The 15,916-nt window shown below is 68.9% G+C and carries 12 protein-coding genes; all 12 read left to right on the top strand.

Annotation, left to right across the window (positions count from 1 at the left end; all coding sequences use genetic code 11):
• The first annotated feature begins 28 nt into the window (after positions 1 to 28).
• The 12 genes from JIM95_RS00925 to JIM95_RS00870 all read left to right on the top strand — a co-directional run bounded on the left by JIM95_RS00925 (position 29) and on the right by JIM95_RS00870 (position 15,883).
• Positions 29 to 1,387, top strand: coding sequence for a dihydroorotase (locus tag JIM95_RS00925; protein ID WP_200257647.1), 1,359 nt, complete (start codon positions 29 to 31; stop codon positions 1,385 to 1,387).
• A gap of 87 nt (positions 1,388 to 1,474) precedes the next feature.
• The gene (gene carA / locus JIM95_RS00920) at positions 1,475 to 2,641 is read left to right on the top strand and encodes a glutamine-hydrolyzing carbamoyl-phosphate synthase small subunit (RefSeq protein ID WP_248702926.1); all 1,167 of its coding nucleotides are present in this window, start codon (positions 1,475 to 1,477) and stop codon (positions 2,639 to 2,641) included.
• Positions 2,642 to 2,647: 6 nt separating this feature from the next.
• Positions 2,648 to 6,004, top strand: coding sequence for a carbamoyl-phosphate synthase large subunit (gene carB, locus JIM95_RS00915; RefSeq protein ID WP_200257641.1), 3,357 nt, complete (start codon positions 2,648 to 2,650; stop codon positions 6,002 to 6,004).
• Positions 6,005 to 6,012: 8 nt separating this feature from the next.
• Positions 6,013 to 6,843, top strand: coding sequence for an orotidine-5'-phosphate decarboxylase (pyrF, locus tag JIM95_RS00910; RefSeq protein WP_200257637.1), 831 nt, complete (start codon positions 6,013 to 6,015; stop codon positions 6,841 to 6,843).
• Between the two features lie 229 nt (positions 6,844 to 7,072).
• Positions 7,073 to 7,399: an integration host factor, actinobacterial type gene (gene mihF / locus JIM95_RS00905; protein ID WP_198735979.1), complete on the top strand. Its 327-nt coding sequence runs from the start codon at positions 7,073 to 7,075 to the stop codon at positions 7,397 to 7,399.
• An 8-nt stretch (positions 7,400 to 7,407) separates the two neighbouring features.
• Positions 7,408 to 7,980, top strand: a complete 573-nt coding sequence (gene gmk, locus JIM95_RS00900; RefSeq protein WP_200257636.1) for a guanylate kinase — start codon at positions 7,408 to 7,410, stop codon at positions 7,978 to 7,980.
• A gap of 74 nt (positions 7,981 to 8,054) precedes the next feature.
• Entirely contained in the window at positions 8,055 to 8,330 is a 276-nt protein-coding gene (gene rpoZ, locus JIM95_RS00895; protein WP_198735977.1) for a DNA-directed RNA polymerase subunit omega, read from the top strand.
• A 178-nt stretch (positions 8,331 to 8,508) separates the two neighbouring features.
• Complete coding sequence (gene coaBC, locus JIM95_RS00890) at positions 8,509 to 9,795, top strand: bifunctional phosphopantothenoylcysteine decarboxylase/phosphopantothenate--cysteine ligase CoaBC (RefSeq protein ID WP_410170730.1); 1,287 nt, start codon at positions 8,509 to 8,511, stop codon at positions 9,793 to 9,795.
• Between the two features lie 201 nt (positions 9,796 to 9,996).
• A complete protein-coding gene (metK, locus tag JIM95_RS00885; RefSeq protein ID WP_200257635.1) occupies positions 9,997 to 11,220 on the top strand; it encodes a methionine adenosyltransferase in 1,224 nt (407 codons plus the stop codon).
• A 36-nt stretch (positions 11,221 to 11,256) separates the two neighbouring features.
• Complete coding sequence (locus JIM95_RS00880; protein WP_200257633.1) at positions 11,257 to 13,287, top strand: primosomal protein N'; 2,031 nt, start codon at positions 11,257 to 11,259, stop codon at positions 13,285 to 13,287.
• A 104-nt stretch (positions 13,288 to 13,391) separates the two neighbouring features.
• Positions 13,392 to 14,333, top strand: coding sequence for a methionyl-tRNA formyltransferase (fmt, locus tag JIM95_RS00875; protein ID WP_200257631.1), 942 nt, complete (start codon positions 13,392 to 13,394; stop codon positions 14,331 to 14,333).
• Positions 14,330 to 15,883 carry an RsmB/NOP family class I SAM-dependent RNA methyltransferase gene (locus tag JIM95_RS00870; RefSeq protein WP_200257629.1) on the top strand — a complete coding sequence of 518 codons (1,554 nt, stop codon included), beginning with the start codon at positions 14,330 to 14,332 and terminating at the stop codon, positions 15,881 to 15,883. The genes fmt and JIM95_RS00870 overlap by 4 nt, the downstream gene beginning before the upstream one ends.
• Positions 15,884 to 15,916: the final 33 nt, after the last annotated feature.

Raw genomic sequence — 15,916 nt, 5'->3', positions numbered from 1 at the left:
TCAGACACTCCCAGGACACGTGATTCCCATGACTGCACCACATCCCTCCGACCGGCCCGCCACCGGAACCCTCGCCCCTGCGGAGCCGGGCACCCTTCTCATCACCGACGTCCGCCCCTACGGTGAGGGCGATCCGGTCAACGTACTGGTCACCGACGGCGTGATCACCTCACTCGACGCCGCGTCCGACACCGCCGCCGACCGTCGCGTCGACGGTGCCGGCGGCGTGCTCCTGCCCGGTCTCGTCGACATGCACGTGCATCTGCGGGAACCCGGTCGCGAGGACACCGAGACGATCACGACCGGCTCCGCCGCGGCGGCGAAGGGGGGGTTCACGGCCGTCTTCACCATGGCGAACACGACCCCGGTGACCGACCAGCCGATCATCGCCGAGTCGGTCTGGTTCAAGGGACAGAACACCGGGCTGTGTGACGTCCATCCGGTCGGCTCCATCACCAAGGGGCTTTCGGGTAAGGAGATCACCGAGTTCGGCATGATGGCCGACTCCGCGGCAAAGGTCCGGATGTTCTCCGACGACGGTGTGTGCGTCTCCGATCCGCTGATCATGCGCCGGGCCCTCGAGTACGCCCGCGGCACCGAAGTGCTGCTGGCCCAGCACTGCGAGGATCCCCGTCTGACGCTGGGAGCCGTGGCCCACGAGGGGGAGGTCGCCGCCGAGCTCGGACTCCGGGGCTGGCCCCGCGCCGCCGAGGAGTCCATCGTGATCCGGGATGCACTGCTCGCCCGCGACTACGGTGGTCGGGTGCACATCTGCCACGCGTCGACCGCGGGCACGGTCGAGCTGCTCACCTGGGCCCGCGAGCACGACATTCCGCTGACCTCCGAGGTCACGCCGCATCATCTTCTGCTGACCGATGAGCTCCTCACCTCCTACGACGGGCGGTACCGGGTGAACCCACCGCTGCGCGAGGACAGCGACACCCACGTCCTGCGGCAGGCCCTCCTCGACGGGATCATCGACTGTGTGTCCACCGACCACGCCCCCCACGGCTCCGAGGAGAAGTGCTGCGAGTTCGAGAACGCTCGACCGGGCATGCTCGGTCTCGAGACTTCGCTGGCCATCATCGCCCAGCTGTTCGTGGAGACCGGCCTCGCGGACTGGCGTTGGGTGGCGAAGGTGATGAGCGAGCGCCCGGCGGAGATCACCCGGCTCCCTGGCCACGGTCGACCGATCGCCGAGGGTGGACCCGCCAACCTCTGCGTCATCGATCCCGATTCCCGGTGGACCGCACGGGGGGCCGAGATGGCGTCGAAGGCGGAGAACACCCCCTATGAGGGGCGGGAGTTCTCCGCGCGGGTCCGTGCGACCATCCTCCGTGGTCGGGTCACCTGCGAAGACGGCGTCGCGGCCGCGCCCCGGAACTGAGCCCGGCGCACCCGACGAAGAGATTGAATACAATACAGCCCAATGAATAAAACTGATTCTCATCCCAGACCCCCGAAAGGCGGCCCCGTGAGCGACTCCGTCGACACCAAGCGGACCGACATCCCAGCAGTTCTCGTCCTCGCCGACGGCCGAACCTACCGCGGCTTCGGTTTCGGTGCCACCGGCACCACCCTCGGTGAAGCGGTGTTCACCACCGGCATGACCGGGTACCAGGAGACGATGACCGATCCGTCTTACCACCGTCAGATCGTCGTCGCGACCGCCCCCCAGATCGGCAACACCGGGTGGAACGACGAGGACGGCGAATCCCGTGGTGACCGGATCTGGGTCGCGGGCCTCGTCGTCCGGGATCTCGCCCACCGCGTCTCCAACTGGCGCGCCGAGCGGACCCTCGCCGAGGAGATGGACAACCAGGGGATCGTCGGCATCCGTGGTGTGGACACCCGGGCACTCGTCCGGCACCTCCGGAACCACGGATCCATGTCCGCGGGCATATTCAGCGGAGCCGACGCTCAGCGGGACACGGACGAACTCGTCCGGATCGTGAATGAGCAGCCCGCCATGGCCGGCGCAGACCTCGCGGGTGAGGTCAGCTGCACCGAGCCCTACACCGTCGAACCCGACGGCGAGCACCGCTTCACCGTCGTCGCCTTCGACATGGGCATCAAGACCAACACCCCGCGCAACTTCGCCGCCCGCGGTATCCGCACCGTCGTCGTCCCCGCGGGAACCGATTTCGACACCATCTCCTCCTACTCGCCGGACGGCGTGTTCGTCTCCAACGGACCCGGGGACCCGGCCACCGCCGACGAGATGGTCGCCGCGGTCCGGGATGTCCTGGCGGCGAAGATCCCGTTCTTCGGGATCTGCTTCGGAAACCAGATCCTCGGCCGCGCACTCGGGATGGAGACCTACAAGCTCAAGTTCGGTCACCGCGGCATCAACGTCCCTGTGCTCGACCACTCCACCGGCACCGTCGAGATCACCGCCCAGAACCACGGCTTCGCGCTCAAGGGTGAAGCGGGCGTCGAGTTCGACACCGACTTCGGACCCGCGAAGGTCACCCACACCTGCCTCAACGACGACGTCGTCGAGGGTGTCGCACTCACCAACGGACTGGCGTACTCCGTGCAGTACCACCCTGAGGCCGCGGCCGGCCCCCACGACGCCAACCCCCTGTTCGACCGTTTCGTCGAGCTCATGTCCACCAGCAGCACCCCGACGGAAGGTTAAGAACCAATGCCCAAACGTAGTGACATCAACCACGTCCTGGTCATCGGCTCCGGGCCGATCGTCATCGGACAGGCCTGCGAGTTCGACTACTCCGGCACCCAGGCCTGCCGGGTCCTCAAGGAAGAGGGGCTGCGGGTCACCCTCATCAACTCCAACCCGGCGACGATCATGACCGATCCCGAGTTCGCCGACCACACCTACGTCGAGCCGATCCGGCCCGAGTACATCGAGAAGATCTTCGAGGCGGAACGCGCCGCCGGCCACCCCGTCGACGCCGTCCTCGCGACCCTCGGCGGGCAGACCGCTCTGAACGCCGCCATCGCCCTCGACCGCCGCGGCAGCCTGAAGAAGTACGACGTCGAACTGATCGGTGCGGACATCGACGCGATCGAACGCGGCGAGGACCGGCAGAAGTTCAAGGACATCGTCGAGCGCATCGGTGGCGAATCCGCCCGCTCGCGGGTCTGCCACAACATGGACGAGGTCCGCGAGACCGTCGCCGAACTCGGCCTGCCCGTCGTCGTCCGGCCGTCGTTCACCATGGGCGGCCTCGGCAGCGGACTCGCCTACACGGACGAGGACCTCGAGCGGATCGCCGGCGGGGGACTGGCCGCCAGCCCCGAGGCCAACGTCCTCATCGAGGAGTCCATCCTCGGCTGGAAGGAGTTCGAGCTCGAGCTCATGCGCGACGCCAACGACAACTGCGTCGTCGTCTGTTCCATCGAGAACGTCGACGCCCTCGGCGTCCACACCGGAGACTCCGTCACCGTCGCGCCCTCCATGACGCTGACGGACCGTGAATTCCAGATCATGCGCGACCAGGGCTTCGCGATCCTCCGCGAGGTCGGCGTCGACACCGGTGGCTGCAACATCCAGTTCGCCATCAATCCCGACGACGGGCGTCTCATCACCATCGAGATGAACCCCCGCGTCTCCCGCTCCTCGGCGCTGGCGTCCAAGGCGACCGGCTTCCCGATCGCGAAGATCGCCGCCAAGCTCGCCATCGGCTACACGCTCGACGAGATCACCAACGACATCACCGGCGTCACCCCGGCCGCCTTCGAACCGACCCTCGACTACGTCGTCGTCAAGGCACCGCGCTTCGCCTTCGAGAAGTTCCCCGGTGCCGACGACACCCTCACCACGACCATGAAGTCCGTCGGTGAGGCGATGTCCCTGGGCCGCAACTACATCGCCGCACTCGGCAAGGTCATGCGGTCCCTCGAGACCAAGCAGACCGGGTTCTGGACGAAGCCCGACGAGTTCTTCGCCGGCGACAGGGCCACCGACGTCGAGGCCGTGCTCGCCGACCTGAAGCGTCCGACCGAGGGCCGCATCTACGACGCGGAGCTGGCGCTCCGGCTCGGGGCCACCGTCGAGCAGGTCCACGAGGCCAGCGGGATCGACCCCTGGTTCCTCGGCGAGCTGCAGGCGCTCGTCGACTTCCGTTCGGTCCTCGAGAACGCACCGGTGCTCACCGCGGAGCTGCTGCGCACCGCGAAGTGGTACGGACTGTCCGACCTACAGATCGCGGCACTGCGCCCGGAGCTCGCCGGCGAGGACGGGGTCCGTCGCCTGCGCTGGTCCCTCGGCGTCCGCCCCGTCTTCAAGACCGTCGACACCTGTGCCGCCGAGTTCGAGGCGAAGACCCCGTACCACTACTCGGCCTACGAGCTCGACCCGGCGGCGGAATCCGAGGTCGCGCCCCAGACCGAACGGGAGAAGGTCATCATCCTCGGCTCCGGTCCGAATCGGATCGGCCAGGGCATCGAGTTCGACTACTCCTGCGTGCACGCCGCACTCGAGCTCTCCCGCGTCGGATACGAGACCGTCATGGTGAACTGCAACCCGGAGACGGTCTCCACCGACTATGACACCGCCGACAGGCTCTACTTCGAGCCGCTGACGTTCGAGGACGTCATGGAGGTCTACCACGCCGAGACGCAGTCAGGCACCGTCGCGGGCGTCATCGTCCAGCTCGGTGGCCAGACCCCGCTGGGTCTGGCGGAGAAACTCCGCGATGCCGGTGTCCCGGTCGTGGGCACCAGCCCCGAGGCGATCGACCTCGCCGAGGACCGCGGCGAGTTCGGCGAGGTGCTGCGCAAGGCGGAGCTCCCGGCCCCGGCCTTCGGCACCGCAACCTCCTTCAGGGAGGCCCGCGCCGTCGCCGAGGAGATCGGCTACCCGGTCCTCGTCCGCCCGAGCTACGTGCTCGGTGGACGCGGAATGGAGATCGTCTACGACGAGCAGTCGCTGTCCGACTACATCGACCGCGCCACCGAGATCACCACGGATCACCCGGTCCTCGTGGACCGGTTCCTGGACAACGCCATCGAGATCGATGTCGACGCCCTCTGCGACGGCGACGAGGTCTATCTCGCCGGCGTGATGGAACACATCGAGGAGGCCGGCATCCACTCCGGCGACTCCGCGTGTGCGCTGCCGCCCATGACGCTCGGCCCAGAGGACATCGCCAAGGTCCGCGAGTCCACGGTCAAGCTGGCGCACGGGATCGGTGTCCGGGGCCTGATGAACGTCCAGTACGCCCTGAAGGACGACATCCTCTACGTCATCGAGGCCAACCCCCGCGCCTCCCGCACCGTCCCGTTCGTGTCCAAGGCCACGGGCGTCCCGCTGGCCAAGGCCGCGGCCCGGATCTCCCTCGGCGCGACACTGGCCGAGCTTCGGCAGGAAGGCATGATCCCGACCAGCCACGACGGCGGTTCACTGCCGCTCGACGCACCCATCGCGGTCAAGGAGGCGGTCCTGCCGTTCAACCGGTTCCGGCGGGCGGACGGATCCCTGCTCGACAGCCTGCTTTCCCCGGAGATGAAGTCCACCGGTGAGGTCATGGGCCTGGCGGACAACTTCGGAGCCGCCTACGCCAAGGCAGAGGACGGCGCCTACGGGGGCCTGCCCACCGAGGGGACGGTCTTCGTCTCCGTCGCCAACCGGGACAAGCGGACCCTGATCTTCCCGATCCAGCGACTGGCCACCCTCGGGTTCAGGATTCTGGCCACCTCCGGCACGGCGCAGATGCTGCGCCGCAACGGGATCGAGTGCGAGGTCGTGTACAAGCACTCCGACGTCAAGGAGGGCGACGACAGGATCTCCGTGGTCGACCGGATCCTGGGCGGGGACATCGACCTCATCCTCAACACACCCGCCGGATCCGCCGGTGCGCGGCACGACGGTTACGACATCCGTTCCTCCGCGGTTTCGGTCGGAGTGCCGCTGGTGACCACCGTCCAGGGCGTCACCGCGGCCGTCCAGGGCATCGAGGCCATGCGTTCCGGCGAGCTCACCGTGCGTGCGCTGCAGCAGCTCGATCATGCCGTCGACATGGTCCGGGAGAAGGAATGAGCGGCACCGTGACCCCCTCCTTCGGGGACCGGCTCGCCGCGGCCGGTGCGGACCGTGGTCGGCTGTGCGTCGGCATCGACCCGCACCCGGGTCTGCTCCGTGACTGGGGGCTGACGGTCGATGCCACCGGGCTGGCCGACTTCGCCCGGATCTGCGTGGACGCCTTCGCGGACACCGCTGCCCTCGTCAAGCCCCAGGTCGCCTTCTTCGAGCGGTACGGCAGTGCCGGCTATGCGGTGCTGGAGGAGACGATCTCCGCACTGCGCGACGCCGGGTGTCTGGTGCTCGCGGACGCGAAGCGGGGCGACATCGGTTCCACCATGGCCGCCTACGCGGGTGCCTGGCTCGACGACGACTCGCCGCTCGCCGTGGACGCCGTGACCGTCTCCCCGTACCTCGGGTTCGGTTCCCTGGACCCGGCCGTGTCCCTGGCCGTGGAGAAGGGGAGGGGCGTGTTCGTGCTCGCCGCGACCTCGAATCCCGAGGGTCCCGAGGTGCAGCGTGCGGGCCGCTCTGACGGGACGTCCGTCGCGCAGTACGTCGTCGATTCCTGCGCCGCCCACAACGCACCCTTCGTCGCCCGCGGGGGATTCGGCCCCTGCGGGGTCGTGGTCGGTGCGACGGTGACCGACGCCCCGGCCCTGGCGGAACTCGGTGGCCCGGTGCTCCTTCCCGGGGTCGGCGCCCAGGGGGCCGGACCCGACGATGTGGAGCTACTCACCCGCGGCGTCGAGCCGTTGGCTTTCGCCAGCGTTTCCCGCGGCATTCTGCGCGCGGGACCGAACGTTGGTGACCTGCGGAAAGCCTGTGCGGAGCAGTCGGGGGCATTCGGCGGCTGAGGCCCGGGCGCGTGGTGGGGAAACCGCTGGTCAGCGGGAATTCGCCGCGTCGCCGTGGCGCCTTTTCCCGCCCCGACCTTTGACTTTGCGTCACTAGTGTTAGACTGTTCCAAGTTCGCTGGCTGACACCGATGAGATTAGCGGTGCCGGAGCCGGCGGGAACTGGTAGAACCGGACCCCGCGACTACCCAATGACACTGTCCGAGAAAATGAAAAACGGAGGAACCCCGTGGCCCTTCCCAAGTTGACTGATGAGCAGCGCAAGGATGCCCTTGCCAAGGCCGCTGAGGCCCGCAAGGCGCGCGCCGAGCTGAAGGAGAAGCTGAAGCGAGGTGGCACCAACCTCAAGGAGGTGCTCGCCCAGGCACAGAGCGATGAGATCATCGGCAAGACCAAGGTCTCCGCACTGCTCGAGGCCATGCCCAAGGTGGGCAAGGTCAAGGCCAAGGAGATCATGGAGGAGCTCGAGATCGCGCAGACCCGCCGTCTCCGTGGCCTCGGTGACCGCCAGCGCCGCGCGCTTCTGGAGCGTTTCGGCTTCTCCGAAGAGGACTAGTCGTCGATATGTCGGGTGATCGGACCCCAGCACGCCTCGTCGTGCTCGCCGGGCCTTCCGCGGTCGGTAAGTCGACCGTGGTCAATCGGCTCCGCGATGAAGTGCCCGACCTGTTCTTCTCCGTGTCGATGACGACCCGCGCGCCACGTCCCGGAGAAGTTCACGGCCGTGACTACCTCTACGTCACCCCGGAGGAGTTCCAGCGGACCATCGACGCGGGTGACATGCTCGAATGGGCTGAGATTCACGGTGGCCTGCAGCGGTCCGGAACGCCCGCCCGGCCTGTCCGCGAGGCGCTGGAACTCCGGCGCCCCGTGCTCGTGGAGGTGGATCTGGTCGGGGCACGCAACGTCGCCCGGATCATGCCCGAATCCCGGACGGTGTTCCTCGCGCCCCCTTCGTGGGAGACGCTCGTGGAACGCCTGACGGGACGTGGCACGGAACCGGCCGACGTCATCGAGCGCCGGTTGCAGACGGCCAGGGAGGAGCTCGCCTCCGCGGACGAGTTCGACCACATCGTCGTCAACGACGACGTGGACCGGTCTGTCGCGCAGATCCGCGCGATCCTCACCGGCGACTGACAGGTCCGGGAATCCAGTTCTCCCGGGCGAACCAGCAACACTTTTTCTTCCCCGACTCTTGAAGGTGCTAAACAGTGACCAATGACATCACCGCAACCGAGGCCGTCTTCGATCCGCCGGTCGGTATCACCGATCCGCCGATCGACGAACTGCTGGACAAGGTGTCCTCGAAGTACGCCCTCGTGATCTTCGCCGCCAAGCGGGCGCGTCAGATCAACAGCTACCTCCATCAGCGTGATGAAGGTGTCTTCGAGTTCGTTGGCCCGCTGATCGACGACAGTCAGGCGAAGCCCCTCACTGTCGCGCTCCGCGAGATCAACCGCGGAATGCTCGACCACGAGGAAGGCTGAGACCCTCAACGTCGGTTCCGACGCATTCGCCGTTCCACATGCACCCTTCCCTCTTCCACGGACACCGTCGGCCCCGGAGCCGCCGGACCGTCCGCATCACGGAGGGGGAGGGGTCTCGTGTTTTCCGGCGTCGGTCCCGGCGCCCCGACCGAATCTCCACCGATGATTGAAGGACCCCGTGACCAGTACGTCGCCCTCTGACACTCCGGCACCCCACGACACCGCGAGCAACCATCCCGGGAACATCGTTCTCGGCGTCGCCGGTGGTATCGCCGCCTACAAGTCCTGCCACATAGTCCGGGGCTTCACGGAACGAGGGCACGCCGTCCGTGTCGTACCGACGGAATCCGCACTCAACTTCGTCGGTGCGGCGACCTTCGAGGCGCTGTCCGGTCAGCCCGTCGCCACCGGGGTCTTCGACCGCGTCCACCGGGTGCAGCACGTCCGGGTCGGCCAGGAGGCCGATCTCGTGGTCATCGCCCCCGCAACCGCGGATCTGCTGGCTCGTCTCGCGACGGGCAGGGCCGACGATCTGCTCACCGCGACCTGTCTCGTCGCCACCTGTCCCGTCGTGGTCGCGCCAGCGATGCACACCGAGATGTGGAACCACCCGGCCACCCGCGCGAACGTCGCGACCCTGCGCGAACGGGGGGTGACCGTGCTGGAGCCCGCGCACGGACGTCTCACCGGAGCGGATTCCGGGGCGGGGAGGTTGCCTGATCCGGAGCAGATCATCGCCCTGTCCCTCCTGCGGCTCGCCGGACGTGAGCTGCCGCAGGACCTGTCCGGTCGCCGGGTCCTCATCACCGCCGGTGGGACCAGGGAGAACATCGACCCCGTCCGCTACCTGGGGAACCGCAGCTCCGGCAGGCAGGGCTTCGCGCTCGCAGAGGTCGCGGCTCAGCGCGGTGCCGAGGTGACCCTGATCGCCGGGGCCACCGATGAGCTCCCGGCACCGTGCGGTGCCGAGGTCATCCGAATCTCCTCGGCCCGGGAACTCGCCGGGGAGGTGACCGCCCGGGCCGCCGAACAGGACGTCATCATCATGGCCGCCGCCGTCGCGGACTACCGGCCCACGGTCACCGCGCCCGCGAAGCTCAAGAAGAACTCGGAGTCGGCGCCGACCGCCGTCGAGCTCACCGAGAACCCGGACATTCTCGCGGGCCTCACCGCGGCCCGCCGGGATGGGCGGATTCCGGCGGACACGGTGATCGTCGGCTTCGCGGCGGAGACCGGCGACGAGAGGGCCTCCGTTCTGGACCACGCACTCCGGAAGGTCCGGCGGAAGGGCTGTGACCTTCTGATGTGCAATGACGTCAGCTCGGGGAAGGTGTTCGGCCGGAACCGCAACCGCGGGTGGCTGATCTCGCCCGACGGTTCCTCCACGGAGGTCCCGGACGGCACGAAGCTCGAGGTGGCCTCCCTGATTCTCGATTCTGTGGTGCGGATCACCACGGAGCGGTGACGGGATGCTCCGCACGCTCCGCGGACCCGTGACGGGCGGGTGAGGGCACCGTTGCAGTTTTAGACAGCTTGGTCTATATTGAACATGGTGCCGCCGGATCCGGCGTCCCAACGGTGCGCTCCGCGACTTCCCGTACAGTCGCCCCGGAACACCTCGCGAGCCCGCCGAACCAGGAAATCACCGAGTTGAGAAGGAAGTACCGTGGCTGTAGGCACCACCGCCGTCCGTCTGTTCACCAGCGAATCGGTCACTGAAGGGCACCCGGACAAGATCTGCGACGCCATCTCCGACACGATCCTCGACGCCATGCTCAAGGTCGACCCGCACTCCAGGGTCGCCGTCGAGACCGTCGTCACCACCGGACTCGTCCACGTCGTCGGTGAGGTCCGCTGCTCCGGGTACGTCGAGATCCCCGCACTCGTGCGCACCAAGCTCCGCGACATCGGATTCACGTCCTCCGAGGTCGGCTTCGACGGAACCACCTGTGGCGTCACCGTCGCGATCGGGGAACAGTCCCAGGAGATCGGCGCCGGCGTCGACACCTCCCACGAGGTCCGGAACGGTGACACCGGGGACGACGACAACCAGAGCGGTGCCGGCGACCAGGGACTCATGTTCGGGTACGCCTCGAACGAGACCCCCGAGTACATGCCGCTGCCCGCGGCCACGGCCCACCGGCTCGCGCGCCGACTGACCCAGGTCCGCAAGGAGGGTATCGTCCCCAACCTCCGGCCCGACGGGAAGACCCAGGTCACCTTCGCCTACGACGGCGACGACCGGCCCGTGAGGCTGGATACGGTGGTCATCTCTACCCAGCATGATCCCGACGTCAGCCAGGAGTGGCTGGAAGAGCAGCTGCGGAGCCACGTGATCGACCACGTCATCCGCGAGGCACAGCTCGAGGACTTCGTCGACGGGGATCTGACCATCCTCATCAACCCCTCCGGCTCCTTCGTCGTCGGCGGCCCCATGGGCGACGCCGGGCTCACCGGCCGGAAGATCATCGTCGACACCTACGGCGGCATGGCCCGCCACGGCGGCGGTGCGTTCTCCGGCAAGGACCCGAGCAAGGTCGACCGCTCCGGCGCCTACGCCATGCGCTGGGTCGCGAAGAACATCGTCGCCGCGGGTCTCGCGGACCGCGCCGAGGTCCAGGTCGCCTACGCCATCGGCCGGGCCAACCCGGTGGGGCTCTACGTGGAGACCTTCGGAACCGCGCACAGCGGCCTGACCGACGCCGACATCCAGGGAGCCGTGGCGCAGGTGTTCGACCTGCGTCCGGGCGCGATCATCCGGGAGCTTGATCTGCTCCGCCCGATCTACGCCGACACCGCCGCGTACGGCCACTTCGGCCGGACGGATCTCGATCTCCCCTGGGAGCAGCTCAACCGGGTCGACGAGCTCCGGGCCGCAGCCGGCCTCTGACCCGTTCCGTCGCGCCGGCGATATACAATTGCCGGCATGTCCAGACCCCGTTCCCCGGCTCCGAGTGCGCCGGTGGCACGGGTTCTGCCACTTCTCGGGCTCGCGCACCTGGACCGGCCCTTCGACTATCTCGTCGACGAGAAGCAGCACGCCGACTGCCGACCCGGGGTGAAGGTCCGCATCCGGTTCTCCGGGCGCCTCGTTGACGCGGTGGTGCTCTCTCGGACGTCCGTCAGCGACCACGCGGGAAACCTCGCCTGGCTGGACCGGGTGATCTCCCCGGAGATCGTCTACCCGGAAGAGACCCGCGCTCTCGTCGAATCCCTGTGTGACCGGTACGGAGGGGTCCGCAGCGATCTGATCCGTTCCGCGGTCCCGGCCCGGCACGCCACCGCGGAGAACTCCGACACCTCCACTCCCTGGGATGACCTCGGCGCCGTCACCGAACCCGATCTCTCCCCGTGGCTCAGCTACCTGCACGGACCGAACTTCGTCGACGCCGTCCTCGCCGGCCGCGCGGCACGCGCAGCCTGGCAGGTCGCCCCCGGTGACGACTGGTCGTCGGCCCTCGCGGGGCTGGCCGTCGCGACCGCGCGGTCCGGAGGTGGGGTCCTCATCGTGCTGCCGGACCAACGCGACGTCGACGCCCTGGAGTCCGCGCTGCGGGAACTGGTCTCCGCGCGGCAGATCACCGTACTGAATTCCGCTCTCGGGCCGCAGGCTCGCTACCGACGTTTCCTTTCCGTCCTCCACGGCCAGGGCCGGCTCGTCATCGGGACCCGGAGTGCCGCCTACGCCCCGGTCGCGGACCTCAGGCTGGCCGTGCTCCTCCATGACGGGGACGACAACCTGATCGACCCCCGCGCACCCTACGCACACGCCCGCGAGGTGCTCACCACCCGCAGCGCACAGAGCGGCTGCGCGCTCATCCTCGGCGGTCACACCCGCACCACCGAGGTGCAGCTCATGGTCGAGCAGGGCTGGATGCACGATCTCGTGGCCCCGCGCGAGGTCCTGCGCCAGCGGATGCCCCGCGTCCGGGCCACCGCCGACAGTGACGTCGCACTCGAGCGCGACCCGCTTGCCAGGTCCGCCAGGCTCCCTGCCGTCGCTTTCGATGCGGTCCGCAGGGCGCTGGGCCGGGACGAGCCGGTGCTGATCCAGACCCCACGCAAGGGATACGTGCCGACCCTGGCGTGCGGACAGTGCCGGTCACCCGTCCGGTGCCGCGCCTGCAACGGCCCACTCGGGCTCCCCGCCGGCGGCGACGACGCACCCGGCGTACCGACGTGCCGGTGGTGCGGACGGCCCGCCGCCAACCACCGGTGCGGCAACTGCGGGTCGGTCCGGCTCCGTGCCGTGGTCCTCGGCTCCGAACGGACCGCGGAGGAGCTGGGCAGGGCGTTCCCGAGGGTCCCGGTCTCGACGTCCGGTGGAACCCGGGTCCTCGACGAGGTGCCGGCGGGCGCCCGGCTCGTGGTGTCCACCCCCGGTGCCGAACCACCCGTCAAGGACGGTTCCTACGGGGCCTGCCTGCTGCTCGACACCTGGGCGCTCCTGGGTCGGGCCGACCTCCGTGCGACGGAGGACACACTGGCGAAGTGGATGGCGGCAGCGACCCTCGTCGCCCCCAACGGGGACGGAGGAGAGGTGATCGTGGTCGCCGACCCGGCGCTGGCCCCGGTCCAGGCGTTGATCCGGTGGGATCCCGTCACCGCGGCGGCGATGGAACTGGCCCAGCGTCGTGAAGTTGATCTTCCCCCGGCTGTCCACCTGGCCGCGGTGGACGGGCCCCAGGCGACCCTCGACGAGTTTCTCGACCTGGTCGACCTACCGGAGGGGGCGGACATCCTGGGCCCGGTCGACCTCCCGCCGGGTTCCCCACTGCCGGGGGAGTACGACGAGTCGCGGTTCGGACCCCCGCAACGGCTCCTCGTCAGGGTGCCTCTCGGATCCGGGCCCCGGAGTGCACTCGGCAGGGCGCTGAGGGCGGGACGGACCGCGCGGGCCGTGCGCAAGGACGAGCTTCCCCTCCGCATCCAGATCGACCCGCTGCACGTCGGCTGATCACCGTCATCCGGGGACGGGGCGGCGGAGTTCAACCGATCCGGTGCAGGGCCGTAGGATGGGACGTTGACAGACGATCCCCGTAGTAAGGATGCTCCCCACCCATGCGCCTGGTTTTCGCCGGCACCCCGGAACCCGCAGTCGTCGCACTCGAGAAACTGCTGGCCTCGAGCCACGAGGTCGTGGCGGTGATCACGAGACCCGATGCCCGTCGTGGCCGGGGCCGTACCCTGCGTCCGTCGCCCGTGGCGGAGCTCGCCGCCGCCCACGGCGTCGAGATTCTCAGACCCACCACCATGAAGCCCGACTCCGAAGACGGCCGCGCACTGCGCGCACGACTCGCGGAGCTCGCACCCGACTGCATCCCCGTGGTCGCGTACGGCAACCTCATCACCCCGGATCTCCTCGGGGCCGCCCCCCACGGGTGGGTGAACCTGCACTTCTCCCTCCTCCCGGCATGGCGCGGTGCCGCTCCCGTGCAGGCCGCGATAGCGGCCGGCGACCGGCGGACGGGGGCCGCCACCTTCCGGATCGAGGAAGGGCTGGACACCGGTCCCGTGTTCGCCCGGGTCACGGAGACGATCACCCCGGACGACACCGCCGACGACCTGCTCACCAGGCTCGCCCACCGTGGCGCGCAACTCCTGGTGGACACCATGGACGGCATCTCGGACGGCTCACTGGAACCGACACCGCAGAACGGGGAGGCGACCTACGCCTCGAAGATCTCCAAGGACGACGCCCGGATCGACTGGACGTCGACCTCCGCGGAGATCGACCGGCGGATCCGCGCCTTCACCCCGGCGCCCGGGGCGTGGACCACACTGAATGGTCAACGCATGAAGATCGGTCCGGTGGCCGCGGTGGATGCCGGACCCGGGTCACCCGCGCCCGGGGAGCTGCGGGTCACCGACGACGGCGTCGTCGTCGGAACGGGAGACGGGGTGGTGCTGCTCCGGCGGATCCAGGCCCCGGGCAAGAAGATGATGGCTGCAATGGACTGGGCGCGTGGCGCGCATCCGGAAGAAGGAACGGTACTCGTATGAGTTTGGAGAAATCCGGTGGATTCCGCGCACGGAGCGGCAGCGGACGCAACAGTTCCCGAGCCACCGACGGTGGAGCGGGCACCCAGCGGCGCACCGGCGGAGGAGCCGGGAAACGGGGGCGGACACAGTCGTCGAACCGGCCCAGGGGTGACGTCGTGGGAACCCGTGCCGGTTCGACGAAGAAGACGGCCCCCGGTGGATCCGTCCGTCCCCTGACCGCGGGGGTCGACGCACCCCGGGCGGCGGCACTGCACGTCCTGCGTGCGGTCCGCGCCGACGACGCCTACGCGAACCTGATCCTCCCCGGCCTGCTCCGCACCCACGGGATCACGGAACGGGACGCCGCGTTCGCCACCGAGCTCACCTACGGAACGCTGCGTCAGCTCGGGGTCCTCGACGAAGTGATCGATGCGGCATCGAGCCGTCCGCTCGAGACCATCGACGGGGAGGTCCTCGACATCCTCCGTCTGTCCGCCTACCAGCTGCTGAACATGCGGGTCGGTGCCCACGCCGCGGTGGACACCGGGGTCCGGCTCACTGAAGGCATCGGGCAGGAACGGGCGAAGGGATTCGTCAACGCCGTTCTGCGGACCATCTCGAGGCGGAGCCCGGACGAGTGGATGAGCGAACTCGCCCCGGCGGGTGGAGTGGCGGCCACCGCCTTCGCGAACGCGCATCCGGTCTGGATCGCGGAGAGCTTCGCCAGGGTGCTCGGTGAAACCGAACTCGATGAGGCACTCGCCGCTGACTCCGAACGGCCCAAGGTCCACCTGGCCGCCCGTCCCGGCGAGATCACCGCGGAGGAACTGGCCCTGGCCACCGGCGGCGAGCCTGGCCCGTATTCTCCGTACGCCGTACACCTCGACTCGGGGGATCCCGGTGACCTGGAACCGCTGCGGGAACGGCTCGCGACCGTCCAGGACGAGGGCAGCCAGATCATCGCCCGCGCGGTGGTCGAGGCTCCGGTGGAGGGCACGGACCGTGGCCGGTGGCTCGATCTGTGTGCGGGACCCGGTGGCAAGGCGGCTCTCATCGGTGCCCTCGCCCGGATAGACGGTGCCCGCGTCGACGCGGTGGAGGTGTCCGAACACCGGGCGAAGCTCGTGCGCACCGCGACCAGCGGACTGCCGGTCAACGTGATCACGGCTGACGGCCGGGACCCGGGGCTCGAGCCCGGATACGACCGGGTGCTCGTCGACGCCCCGTGCTCCGGGCTCGGGGCCCTGCGCCGCCGACCCGAGGCACGCTGGCGCAAGTCGGAGGCCGACATCGCGGAACTCACGGAGCTCCAGTTCGAGTTGCTCTCCAGTGCCGTGTCGCTGGTCCGGTCCGGTGGGGTGGTCGTGTACTCGACCTGTTCACCGGATCTCCGGGAGACCCGCGGCGTCGTCGATCGTGCACTGACGGAACTCGGTGTCACGGAACTCGACGCAACGGGCCTCGCGTGCGGGATGGCGGACACCGGTGAGCACGCGAGCGTCCAGATGTGGCCCCACCGCCACGGCACCGACGCGATGTTCTTCAGCGTGCTCCGGGTCGGCCGCGACTGACGCCCTGACCGTGCGTTCCCGGCGGGCGGGACG

It is taken from the genome of Corynebacterium antarcticum, from assembly GCF_016595285.2.
GTDB lineage: Bacteria > Actinomycetota > Actinomycetes > Mycobacteriales > Mycobacteriaceae > Corynebacterium > Corynebacterium antarcticum.
This window is presented reverse-complemented; position numbering and strand designations above follow the sequence as displayed.